Source organism: Rhodococcus sp. 05-2255-1e (assembly GCF_002259025.1).
Taxonomy (GTDB): Bacteria; Actinomycetota; Actinomycetes; order Mycobacteriales; family Mycobacteriaceae; genus Rhodococcoides; species Rhodococcoides fascians.
Map to the genome: position 1 here is coordinate 70017 of NZ_NOZE01000043.1, position 11642 is coordinate 81658.

General features: G+C 64.5%; 10 protein-coding genes and 1 riboswitch. Of the genes, 9 read left to right on the plus strand and 1 reads right to left on the minus strand.

All coding sequences use genetic code 11. The features are described from left to right. Positions 1-45: 45 nt before the first annotated feature. Positions 46-109: riboswitch (guanidine-III (ykkC-III) riboswitch) on the plus strand. A gap of 13 nt (positions 110-122) precedes the next feature. The 6 genes from CH262_RS24990 (at position 123) to CH262_RS25015 (ending at position 6579) form a co-directional block, all read left to right on the plus strand. Beyond that, a complete protein-coding gene (locus tag CH262_RS24990; protein WP_027495786.1) occupies positions 123-437 on the plus strand; it encodes a DMT family transporter in 315 nt (104 codons plus the stop codon). Between the two features lie 32 nt (positions 438-469). Then, entirely contained in the window at positions 470-1273 is an 804-nt protein-coding gene (locus CH262_RS24995) for a hypothetical protein (RefSeq protein WP_027495785.1), read from the plus strand. Between the two features lie 198 nt (positions 1274-1471). Next, positions 1472-2608 carry a multiple monosaccharide ABC transporter substrate-binding protein gene (gene chvE / locus CH262_RS25000; RefSeq protein WP_027495784.1) on the plus strand — a complete coding sequence of 379 codons (1137 nt, stop codon included), beginning with the start codon at positions 1472-1474 and terminating at the stop codon, positions 2606-2608. 8 nt (positions 2609-2616) lie between these two features. After that, complete coding sequence (mmsA, locus tag CH262_RS25005) at positions 2617-4155, plus strand: multiple monosaccharide ABC transporter ATP-binding protein (RefSeq protein ID WP_094718715.1); 1539 nt, start codon at positions 2617-2619, stop codon at positions 4153-4155. Then, positions 4152-5480 carry a multiple monosaccharide ABC transporter permease gene (gene mmsB, locus CH262_RS25010; RefSeq protein ID WP_027495782.1) on the plus strand — a complete coding sequence of 443 codons (1329 nt, stop codon included), beginning with the start codon at positions 4152-4154 and terminating at the stop codon, positions 5478-5480. The genes mmsA and mmsB overlap by 4 nt, the downstream gene beginning before the upstream one ends. Positions 5481-5553: 73 nt before the next feature. Beyond that, complete coding sequence (locus CH262_RS25015; protein ID WP_032367931.1) at positions 5554-6579, plus strand: LacI family DNA-binding transcriptional regulator; 1026 nt, start codon at positions 5554-5556, stop codon at positions 6577-6579. Here CH262_RS25015 and CH262_RS25020 read toward each other — a convergent pair. Then, entirely contained in the window at positions 6564-8135 is a 1572-nt protein-coding gene (locus tag CH262_RS25020) for a PucR family transcriptional regulator (protein ID WP_032386398.1), read from the minus strand. The two genes, CH262_RS25015 and CH262_RS25020, sit on opposite strands and share 16 nt — an antisense overlap. Positions 8136-8235: 100 nt before the next feature. Between CH262_RS25020 and pruA the strand changes: the two genes are divergently transcribed. The 3 genes from pruA to CH262_RS25035 all read left to right on the plus strand — a co-directional run. Beyond that, complete coding sequence (pruA, locus tag CH262_RS25025; protein WP_032371593.1) at positions 8236-9885, plus strand: L-glutamate gamma-semialdehyde dehydrogenase; 1650 nt, start codon at positions 8236-8238, stop codon at positions 9883-9885. Further along, a complete protein-coding gene (locus CH262_RS25030; protein ID WP_094718709.1) occupies positions 9882-10826 on the plus strand; it encodes a proline dehydrogenase family protein in 945 nt (314 codons plus the stop codon). Before pruA ends, CH262_RS25030 begins: the two co-directional genes overlap by 4 nt. 63 nt (positions 10827-10889) lie before the next feature. After that, positions 10890-11642: DUF222 domain-containing protein (locus tag CH262_RS25035; protein ID WP_143547169.1), on the plus strand; the 753-nt coding region annotated here is incomplete at its 3' end.

Sequence of the window (11642 nt, forward strand, 5' to 3'; positions counted from 1 at the left end):
CACCGGAGAATTCGCGTCCCCGCCGAAGAAAAATTGGTACCGTCGTACAGGTCACTTCCGACAATCGGACGAGGCGCGCCGTACCCGAACAGCGACAAGACGGTGCCGAGAGGTGATTTCTCATGGCATGGCTGATTCTCGTCGTTTCCGGCGTTCTCGAAGCGATCTGGGCGACCGCACTCGGTAAATCCGAGGGCTTCTCCAAACTCGGACCATCGGTAGTTTTCGGTGTCGCGGTGGTGCTCAGCATGATCGGTCTCGCGGTAGCGATGCGGTCGTTGCCCACCGGAACCGCGTATGCGGTGTGGGTGGGCATCGGTGCCACCTTGACCGTGGCGTACGCGATGATCACCGGTGCCGAAGCAGCGTCGTTCCTCAAAGTCGTACTTCTGGTCGGCATCGTCGGCTGCGTTGTGGGACTGAAGGTTCTTCACTGATTTTCCCGGCTACAAGCAGTTACAGTAAAACGATGAACTGGGTGTCAGCGATCACACTGCCCGCACGGGCCGGCTTGGCCATCGCCGAGCAGGCGATCGGCGTCGCAGAGGTTGCGTTGGCGACCACCAGGATGGCGTTGGCCACGGGCGCGTCGGGCACGGCCGGAGTGGCGTCGCTCGCCAATCCGCGCGGCGGCACGATGCAGCTGCTCACCCAGCTCGGCCAGCTCACCTCCGACGACCGCGCGTTGGGCAACGCCCTGAAAGAGGGCGGGCCACTCGACCGCCTGCTCGCCCAGGGCGGCGTCGTCGATCGACTCACGTCCGAGGACGGCACGCTCGAACGCCTGCTGTCTCCGGGAGGACCGGTCGAGCGCATTCTCGCTCCCGGCGGACCGCTGGACCGACTGCTCGCCGAGGACGGACCGCTCGAACGGTTGCTCGCCGAGGGCGGTCTATTGGACAGGATCACCGCCACCAACGGCCCCCTCGAACGCCTGACGGCGAAGGACGGTCCGCTCGAGGTGCTGACGCGTCAGGACGGTCTGATCGAACGGGCCATCGCGGAGAACGGCATCCTCGAGACGATGCTGGCCGAGGACGGTGCCGTCGAGCGTCTGACGGCCAAGGGCGGGCCGCTGGACCAGTTGGTCAAACTTTCCGAGACGCTGACGTCTGTGGCTCCGAACATCGAGCGTATGAGTATCTCGATCGACATCCTGCAGGATTCCGTGGAGATCCTCTCGGCGGCGGTGCATCCACTCGGCGAGCTGGTCGGCCGGCTGCCGAGCCGCTGGCTCAAGAGCGGTAAGCAGTCGGTGCACGAGCTGCACTGACGGGCCGCAACTTCGGCGCTTCGCCGAGAGTCGTCGGCGGCAGATGTTAGCGCTCACACTGCTCACGCGCGGTGCAAAAAGAAATCTTTGACAATGCCGATGTTATCGCTCACACTTTCGTTTTGATGTGATGCGAACCACACGGGACCACCCGACGGCCTCCGCTTCACGGTCTACCTCACAACACAGGGAGAAACGATGAAGTTTCGAAAGCTATCCATGGCTACGGCCGCGGTGGCCCTCACCCTCACGCTCGGTGCGTGCGGATCGAGTACCAAGACCGCAGACGAGGCTCCGGCCGAGGGCGGCAGCACCGCAGGTGCGTTGATCGGCGTCACCATGCCGACGAAGTCCTCCGCCCGTTGGATCGCCGACGGCGACAACCTCAAGAGCGCGTTGGAGGGCCAGGGATACAAGGTCGACCTGCAGTACGCGGAGAACGACATTCCCACCCAGGTCAACCAGATCGAGAATCAGATCACCCAGGGCGCGAAGCTGCTGATCGTGGCCTCGGTGGACGGCACCGCCATCACCACCCAGCTGCAGGAAGCCAAGGACAACGGCATCGGTGTCATCGCCTACGACCGGCTCATCCGCAACTCCCCGGACGTCGACTACTACGCGACGTTCGACAACTACAAGGTCGGCGTCGACCAGGCCACCTCACTGTTGGTCGGCCTCGGGCTGAAGAACGAGGACGGCACCGACAAGGCCGACGCGCCCGCCGGCCCGCTCAACATCGAGGTTTTCGCCGGTTCGCCCGACGACAACAACGCCACCTTCTTCTTCGACGGTGCCATGGAGACCCTGAAGCCGTACCTGGACAAGGGAACTCTGAAGATCGGTAGTGGCGAGTCCGACTTCGGAACCGCTGCCACCCTGCGCTGGGATCCGGCGACGGCACAGAAGCGCATGGAAGACCTGCTGACCAAGACGTACTCCTCGGGCCAGAAGGTTCAGGGCGTGCTCTCCCCGTACGACGGTCTGTCGATCGGAATTCTGTCCGCGCTCAAGAGCAACGGCTACGGAACCGCCGGTCAGCCCTACCCGGTCGTCACCGGACAGGACGCCGAGGTGCCGTCGGTCAAGTCGATCATCGCCGGTGAGCAGTACTCCACGATCTACAAGGACACGCGCCAGCTCGCCGAGGTCACGATCCAGATGGCTCAGGCAATGCTCAACGGTCAGACTCCCGAGACCAACAACACCACCGATTACGACAACGGCGAGAAGGTCGTTCCGGCGTACCTGCTGCAGCCCGAAATCGTCTACAAGGACAACTACGAGAAGCTGCTCGTCGAGGGTGGCTACTACACCGAGGATCAGTTGAAGTGAGTTCGGCGATGACGAGCCCGATTCTGGAGATGCGCGGCATCACCAAAACATTTCCCGGCGTCAAGGCGCTACAGGATGTCACTCTCTCGGTGAATCGCGGCGAGATCCACGCGATCTGCGGCGAGAACGGAGCAGGCAAGTCGACGCTCATGAAGGTGTTGTCGGGTGTGTACGCGCACGACACATTCGACGGCGACATCGTGTTCGACGGTCGAGAGTGCTCGTTCTCCGACATCCGGAGTAGCGAGGCCGAGGGCATCGTCATCATCCATCAGGAACTCGCACTGAGTCCGCATCTCTCCATTGCCGAGAACATCTTTCTCGGCAACGAGCGGTCCAAGCGCGGGTTCATCGACTGGAACCGAACGAATTCCGAGGCCGCAGCCCTACTGAACCGGGTAGGGCTGCGGGAGAATCCCGTCAACGTCGTGAGCGACCTCGGCGTCGGCAAGCAGCAACTCGTCGAGATCGCCAAGGCACTGTCCAAGGACGTGACCCTGCTGATTCTCGACGAACCCACTGCGGCACTCAACGATTCCGACTCCGCACATCTGCTGGATCTGTTGCGCGGTCTACGGGACGAGGGCATCACGTGCGTGATCATCTCGCACAAGCTCAACGAGATCGCGGCCATTGCCGACCGGACCACGATCATTCGGGACGGCAAGACCATCAAGACGCTGGACATGCGAGACCCGGACGTCACCGAGGATCGCATCATCTCGCTGATGGTCGGCCGCGATCTCGAGCACCGGTTTCCGCCCCACGAATCGACTGTGGGAGAGGAAGTTCTGCGGATCGAGGACTGGACCGTGCACAGTCCGACCCAGCAGGGCCGAACCGTCGTCGACAAGGCGAACCTCACGCTGCGGCGCGGTGAGATCGTCGGCCTCGCCGGATTGATGGGTGCCGGCCGTACCGAGTTGGCCATGAGCGTCTTCGGCCGAAGCTACGGGATCGACATCTCGGGACGGCTCTACAAGTACGGCAAGGAAATTCACGTCAAGTCCGTCAACGATGCCATCCATCACGGCATCGCGTACGCCACCGAGGACCGGAAACGGTACGGGCTGAACCTGATCGACGACATCAAGCGCAACATTTCCACTGCGGCGCTGGACAAACTGGTGACGGGAGGCTTCGTCGACGCCAACCAGGAATACAAGGTCGCCGAGGGCTACCGCAAGAGCATGAACATCAAGGCACCGAACGTCTCCGCCGTGGTCGGCAAACTCTCCGGCGGCAATCAGCAGAAAGTCGTGCTGAGCAAATGGATCTTCAGCGATCCCGACGTGCTCATCCTCGACGAACCGACGCGAGGAATCGACGTCGGCGCGAAATTCGAAATCTATTCGATCATCAACCAACTCGCCGACGCCGGAAAGGCAGTGCTGGTGATCTCGTCCGAACTTCCGGAACTTCTCGGTCTGTGCGACCGGATCTACGCGCTGTCCGCCGGCCGGATCACCGGTGAGGTCGACCGCGAGGACGCAACCCAGGAATCTCTCATGCATCTCATGACCCGTGGAACAGGAGTACTTCGATGAACCAGCTGTCGACCGTTCGGGGGCTGCTCACGCGAAACCTCCGACAGAGCGGAATCTTCATCGCGTTCGCGCTGATCATCGTGCTCTTCACCGTGCTGACCGGAGGTCAGCTGTTGGTGCCGCAGAACATCAGCAACATGGTGGTGCAGAACTCGTACATTCTCATTCTGGCCATCGGCATGGTCGTCATCATCATCGCCGGCCATATCGACCTGTCCGTCGGATCGGTGGTGGCGGCCACCGGAGCCATCGCCGGTGTCCTCATGGTCCAACAGAACGTGCCGTGGCCACTGGCGGTGCTGATCACGTTGATCGTCGGCGGCCTGATCGGTGCCTGGCAGGGTTATTGGGTCGCGTACTTCGGCATTCCCGCGTTCATCGTCACCCTCGCCGGAATGCTCGTCTTCCGCGCAGTGACTCTCATCGTCCTCGGCAACCAGGGCATCGGGCCGTTCCCCGGACCGGTACGCACACTGTCCAACGGCTTCCTGCCCGGCTTCATGGGCAATGTGGGACTCGGGCCATTGGGTGGGGCGGATATCTTCACGTTGCTCGTCGCGATTCTCGCGGTCGCTGGAATCGTGTTCAGCCAGTGGCGTTCTCGAACGGGCCGGCAGAAGTACGGCCAGACCGTGGACGCGATGCCGCTGTTCCTGATCAAGATGGCGTTCGCCGCCGCTCTCGTGCTTGCGATCGCCGTCCAGTTGGCTCGCTTCAAGAACCTGCCGTACGTGCTGATCCTGCTCGCCGTGTTGGTCATGGGTTACTCGACGTTGGCCGGCAAGACCGTATTCGGTCGGCACGTCTACGCCATCGGCGGCAACATTCACGCCGCGTCCCTGTCCGGTATCAAGGTCAAGCCGGTCACGTTCTGGATCTTCGTCAACATGGGTGTCCTCTCGGCTCTGGCCGGAATCATCTTCGCCGGACGCCTCAACCAGGCCGGTCCTACTGCGGGCAACGGCTTCGAGCTCGACGCCATCGCGGCGGCGTTCATCGGTGGCGCAGCCGTACAGGGCGGCGTCGGCCGCATCGTCGGCGCGCTGACCGGTGGACTCATCATCGCCGTGATCAACAGCGGCATGTCGCTGATCGGATCACCCAGCGAGAGAGTGCAATTGGTGAAGGGTCTGGTGCTGCTCGCCGCCGTGGCGTTCGACATCTGGACCAAGCGTCGTGCGGCGAGCGGTAAGGGCGGCAAGGGAGACAAAGCCGCGTCCCCCACCAGTTACCTGGGCGTACCGGTACCCGCCGAGATGTTCTCGCCCGGCGAGCCCGGAAAGCCCGCACCGCCGACCTCTGCATCGATGACGAAAACGACGTGATCCGGGCGGTGACGCGCCGATCCGGTCCGGGCATGCTGAGATGGTGTTCGACCAGCGAAGGAGGATGCGTGCGATGACGCCGACCCGCGGACCGGCCATGACCGACGTCGCTCGGCTCGCGGGTGTGTCCCACCAGACCGTCTCTCGGGTCATCAACGGCCATCCCAACGTCACCGAGGCGACCAGAACGAGGGTCGAGCAGGCGATCGCGGAGCTCGGCTACCGGCCGAACACCGCAGCTCGCGCTCTGGTCACCGGCCGCAGCAGCACCATCGGGATCGTCGGCACGGGCAACGCTCTGTACGGGCCGGTGTCGACGCTCTACAGCGTCGAACAGGCCGCACGACAGGCCGGATACTCCGTCGTCGTCGGCGTCCCCACTTCGTTCGACGAGGTGGCGATCAGCACCTGCGTGCGCAGGTTGCAGAAACAGGGCGTCGACGGCGTCGTCGTCATCGCGCCGTTGAGCACCGACGGCGGTGACATCGCCGAGTTGGCTGCCGAACTGCCACTGGTGGCCGTCGAAGGATCGCCGGAAGGCGATCTGGCGGTCGTCTCGGTCGATCAGGTCGCCGGCGCGCAGTCCGCCACCACACATCTGCTCTCACTCGGTCACCGCGCCGTCTGGCACGTCGCAGGCCCCTCGGGTTGGTACGAGGCGGCCGACCGCGTCATCGGGTGGCGCTCGGCCCACGAGCAGGCCGGTGTCGAACCGCCACTCGTTCTCGCCGGCGACTGGACCGCGAAGTCCGGCTTCGAGGCCGGCTGCCGATTGGCCGAGAACCCGGATGTCACAGCGGTGTTCGCCGGAAACGATGCGATGGCTCTCGGGGTGTTGCGCGCCCTCGAAGTGCACGGCCGAAAAGTTCCGACGGACGTCAGCGTGGTCGGTTTCGACGACGTTCCCGACGCGGAGTTCTTCTCCCCTCCCCTGACGACGATCCGTCAGGAATTCAGCGAGGTCGGCATCCGCAGTGTCGAAATACTGTTGGCCCAAATCGATTCCGGCAACCGCAGCACCCGGCGCTCGCGCATCGAGCCGAGCCTGGTGATCCGGTCCAGCACTGCCGAGGCCCGTGACGCTCACATCCGTAGCTGAATCTCCACCAACAACCGCGCGTCCGGATCCGACAGATCCAACTCCAGAATCTGCTCGACGCGTCGGATGCGGTAACGCACCGTGTTCGGGTGAATGTGCAGCCTCTCCGCTGCCGCACGCACGTCACCGAAGCACGCCAGATACGTCTCGAGGCTCTCGCGCATCGCGCCGTCGTGGGTGGCGTCGTACCGATCCAGCGCTGCGATGCGCGGGTCCCGCAACTGCTCGTGATTCGAGATGATGTCGACGATCTCACCCAGCAGCACAGACGTTCTCGACTCTGCGAGCGTGGTGACCCGAACGTCGCCGGTGGTCGCGTCCAATACTCGGTCGACCTCGAACCGGGCTGCAGCCACCCCGTCGAGATCGGCGATCGGCGCGGCCACCGCAGCGCGCAAGCACAGTCCGGTTCGAGTCTCGATGCGCGACACGGCATCTGCGGTCCACACCGGAATCGCCGTCCCCGACGCAGCTCCGGAGAACAGTACGTAGATTCTCTCGCCGATGACGGTCACCAGCGAGTCTCGCCTGAATGCGCTGGCGTGCAACCGGATCGACGGAGCCAGACCGGTGATGTCGAATTCACCACAGGCGGCGAATCCGACGACCGCGGCCGTCCCCGTGGTCGGAATCGACAGCGCCGCGGCCAGCGACGGAATGTCCACGCCGCCACCCCGCGCGCCCAGCAGTCGCTGAATCTGCAGCGCCTCGTTGGTCGGGGCGTTCGCGATGCGGGTGATCAGCCGGGCGGCGACCGCCGACGCTCCGCGCAACACCGCATCGGCGTCCACCGACAGCGGACGCGCGCCTTCCTGAACCCAGATCGTTCCCAGAGTCGTTGCTGCGCCGCTTATTCGACGTATCCCGACGGCAAGGCGTCGACGAATACCGAGTTCGGCATCGGCCGGCACGTCGATGACGTCGTCGGTACGGCGGAGTCGATCGAACACCCCCCGCTCGTGCAGACGACGAAGGTAGTCGGCCGGTCCTTCTCGCCCCAGGATCGACAGGGTCCGCAACTCGTCGGCCGAGTCGTCCGATGCCGAGTACGCCAATACGTGCGAGCGCTCGTCCTCGATGCTCACCATGCCCTTGGTCAAGGACGCAACCGTCTGCGCCAGCTCGTACAGATCGGTGTCCGCTCCGAACAGCCCGTCGTCCGATGCCGGTGAGCGGGACTGGTCCAGGACCCCGCGCATCGTCGACAGCAGCAGTTCCCAGCGGGTCTGGTGGTGTACCGCGACCAAGGCGATTCCGGTCTCTCGGGCGGCGTGGGCCAACGCGGTCGAGTCGGCCACCTTGGTCAGCACCGCAAGGGGCCTGTCGACCACCGGACGCAGTGCCAGATCGTCGAACCACCGCAGCGCATCGGTCTCGGTGACGCCGACCAGCAGGGTCAGATCGGCTGCCGTTCCCGGCGGTCGACGGAGGTCGTCGCCGTCGAGCAGGGCCACGGACTCGACAGTGATCTCGGTTCCCGCCGGCGCGACCACGAGCTCGACCACGGCGCTGTGCAGCGACGTCAGCAGAGAACGCAGCGTCACAGTATTGGCCATGCGGACAAGTACACCACGAATTCTTTGGCCGATGAGCTGATTGAACGGGACGTCGAGGCGACTTCAATGAGCAGCACACACCCGAGTGCGAGGAGTCACCATGGACGCGGTCACATCAGTTCCCACCCCGGTCAACGAGCCGGTCAACACCTATGCCCCCGGAAGCGCCGAGCGCGCCAGGCTGCGCATCCGCTTGGACGAACTGCGTGCGAACCCCGTCCGCATCCATCAGGTGATCGGCGGTGTCCACCGCGACGCCGCCGGCACCGATACCGATGTGGTGGAACCCCACAAGCACGCGTCGGTCATCGGTAGCTTCGCCGAGGCAACGCACCGGGACGTGCAGGACGCCATCTCGGCGGCGACCGCAGCTGCACCGGCCTGGCGCGATCTTCCGTTCGACGAGCGAGCTGCAGTGTTCCTGCGCGCGGCCGATCTGCTGTCGGGTCCGTGGCGCGAAAGGATCGCTGCCGCAACCATGCTCGGGCAGTCCAAGTCGGCCTACCAGGCCGAGATCGACGCACCGTGCGAGCTGATCGACTTCTGGCGGTTCAATGTCGCGTTCGCACGACAGATCCTCGCCGATCAGCCGGTGTCGGCCCCGGGTGTGTGGAATCGCGTCGAGTACCGCCCGCTCGAGGGTTTCGTCTACGCGATCACACCGTTCAACTTCACCGCCATCGCCGGCAACCTGCCCACAGCGCCTGCACTGATGGGCAACACGGTGCTGTGGAAGCCGTCTCCCACCCAGGCAGTTGCTGCGTACCTGACGCTGCAGCTCCTCGAGGCGGCAGGTCTGCCGCCGGGAGTGATCAACCTCGTCCTCGGCGACGGTCCGATGGTCTCCGAAGTAGCCCTGGCCGATCCACGCCTGGCGGGCATCCACTTCACCGGATCCACTGCGACCTTCCAGACGCTGTGGCGCGAGGTCGGCAACAACATCTCGAACTACCACTCCTACCCGCGGCTCGTCGGCGAGACCGGCGGCAAGGATTTCGTCGTCGCGCACAGCTCGGCCGATCCGGACGTGTTGACCACGGCCATGATTCGCGGTGCCTTCGACTTCCAGGGGCAGAAGTGCTCGGCCGCATCGCGGGCATTCGTGCCGAAGTCGCTGTGGGCTCGCATGGGTGAGACGTTCATCGAGCAAGTGTCGGCCTTGAAGTACGGCGACGTCACCGACCTGTCGAACTACGGCGGTGCCGTCATCGACCGAAAGGCGTTCGACCGCAACGCGGCAGCGCTCGACCGCGCGAAATCCGTGACCGGCCTGACCATCGCCGCCGGCGGAACGTGCGACGACACGGAAGGATACTTCGTCTCTCCCACAGTTCTTCTCGGCGACGACCCCACCGACGAAGCCTTCACCACCGAGTACTTCGGCCCCATTCTGGCCGTGCACGTCTACGACGACAACCGGCCCGACGCCTATGCCGACGTACTCCGCACCGTCGACACCGGATCGAAGTACGCACTGACCGGTGCCGTCATTGCCACCGATCGCACGGCCGTCGAGCAGGCCCATTCGGCGCTGCGATTCGCCGCCGGAAACTTCTACGTCAACGACAAGCCCACCGGCGCGGTCGTGGGCCAGCAACCGTTCGGCGGAGCGCGTGCGTCGGGTACCAACGACAAGGCCGGCTCACCGCAGAACCTGTTGCGCTGGGCATCGGCACGCACGGTCAAGGAAACGTTCGTCCCGCCGACCGCACACGGCTACCCCCATCAGGAAGGCGAGGGCACACGATGACCACAGTGCTGAGCAACCCACTGCGGCCGGCTCTGCTGGCGGCCGCACGCTCACCGAAATTGCAGGCCACCGTGACGCGGCTGCGTGCCACCCGATCGCTCGTCGACCGCTTCGTCGCCGGTGAATCGGAGCCCGCCGTGGTCACCGCCGTCGATGCCCTGCTGGCGTCGGGACGATTCGTCTCGGTGGACTATCTGGGCGAGGACACCACCGACCGCGCACAGGCGACGGCCACCGTGCAGTCGTACCTGTCACTGATACAACGCTTTTCGACGCGTAGTACCGCCGAGACCGCGCTCGAGGTATCGCTCAAACTCTCGGCCCTCGGTCAGGGAATCGACCGGACGCTGGCGCTCGACAACGCGCGCGAAATCTGTACCGCGGCAACAGCGGCGGGAGTGTGGGTGACCGTCGACGCCGAGGACCACACCACCACCGACTCGACCCTGTCCATCGTGCGCGAACTGCGGCAGGACTTTCCCGATCTCGGCACGGTGCTGCAGGCGTACCTGAAACGAACCGAGGCCGACTGCCGGGAACTGTCCGGACCCAGATCTCGGATCCGCCTGTGCAAGGGCGCGTACAACGAGCCCGCGTCGGTGGCGTTCCAGGGTGCACGGGACGTCTCGGACTCCTACCTACGGTGCCTGGAAGTGCTGATGAACGGCAGCGGCTACCCCATGGTCGCCTCCCACGATCCCGAGATGATCGAGGCGGCGGAGCGGCTCGCCGCGAACGCCGGACGGTCCGCAGCCGACTTCGAGTTCCAGATGCTGTTCGGAATCCGCGACCAGGAACAACGACGACTGGTCGACGCCGGAAAGCACGTGCGTGTCTACGTGCCCTACGGAGAGCAGTGGTACGGCTACTTCATGCGCAGACTGGCAGAGCGGCCGGCCAACCTGATGTTCTTCGCGCGGTCGCTGATCTCACGCAACTGACTTCCCTCGGATCGACGAACGTGTGTTCGAAAGTGTGTCGGTGGGTCGCGGTAGATTCTGATCATGCTTTCGGGGGACGGCGGATCAGGGGTGGACGGCATCGAGACGGTGCCGCCTGCCCCCGTCGTGTCCGACCCTGTCTTGGCGGGGTTGGTCGAGGCGGTGGAGTCGGCGGTCGCCGAGTTGGCGGGGCAGGCGTCGGTGGCATGGTCGAATGCCGACCGGCGTGCGGTGATCCAACGCATGGAAACTGTGTCGCGGTCCGTGACGGCGTATTCGCACACCTGGCTCAACGAGCTGATCTCACAACACGGCCTCGACGTCTATCCGGGTTCGGTGCCGTGCTCGGTGGCATGGATGCTGCGAATCACCCCACGAACAGCCGGTGCGCGAGTACGTCTGGCTGCCGAATTGGGCGACCGCACCGCACTGGCCGGCGAACCGCTACCGCCTTTGCTGCCACACACCGCTGCAGCGGTACGGGCAGGGTTGCTCGATGCCCAGCACGTGCAGATGATCCGCGAATTCTTCCGGCACCTACCGTCGAGTGTGGATCCGCAGACCCGCGATCGCGCCGAACAGCAGTTGGTGGGTCTCGCCTCGACCAGACGGCCCGACGACTTCGCGCCGTTGGTGGCGCATCTGGATTCGATCCTCGACCCCGACGGCGACTTCGACGAGAACGAAGACGAGGACAAGAACGCGAAGCCGAGGCCACGGAAACGGGATGCGTTCTTCTACCTCGGTGAGCAGGGTTCCGACGGCATGTCCGAGGGAAAGTTCTGCGTCGACTCCGAGCTACGCGCCTACCTCGAA

What these genes read in the sequence shown, in the direction of transcription:
- mmsA (WP_094718715.1), top strand. Translation starts at nt 2,617, where the DNA reads ATGACGAGCCCGATTCTGGAGATGCGCGGCATCACCAAAACATTTCCC.
- pruA (WP_032371593.1), top strand. Translation starts at nt 8,236, where the DNA reads ATGGACGCGGTCACATCAGTTCCCACCCCGGTCAACGAGCCGGTCAAC.
- CH262_RS25015 (WP_032367931.1), top strand. Translation starts at nt 5,554, where the DNA reads ATGACGCCGACCCGCGGACCGGCCATGACCGACGTCGCTCGGCTCGCG.
- CH262_RS24995 (WP_027495785.1), top strand. Translation starts at nt 470, where the DNA reads ATGAACTGGGTGTCAGCGATCACACTGCCCGCACGGGCCGGCTTGGCC.
- chvE (WP_027495784.1), top strand. Translation starts at nt 1,472, where the DNA reads ATGAAGTTTCGAAAGCTATCCATGGCTACGGCCGCGGTGGCCCTCACC.
- CH262_RS25020 (WP_032386398.1), bottom strand. Translation starts at nt 8,135, where the DNA reads ATGGCCAATACTGTGACGCTGCGTTCTCTGCTGACGTCGCTGCACAGC.
- CH262_RS25030 (WP_094718709.1), top strand. Translation starts at nt 9,882, where the DNA reads ATGACCACAGTGCTGAGCAACCCACTGCGGCCGGCTCTGCTGGCGGCC.
- mmsB (WP_027495782.1), top strand. Translation starts at nt 4,152, where the DNA reads ATGAACCAGCTGTCGACCGTTCGGGGGCTGCTCACGCGAAACCTCCGA.
- CH262_RS24990 (WP_027495786.1), top strand. Translation starts at nt 123, where the DNA reads ATGGCATGGCTGATTCTCGTCGTTTCCGGCGTTCTCGAAGCGATCTGG.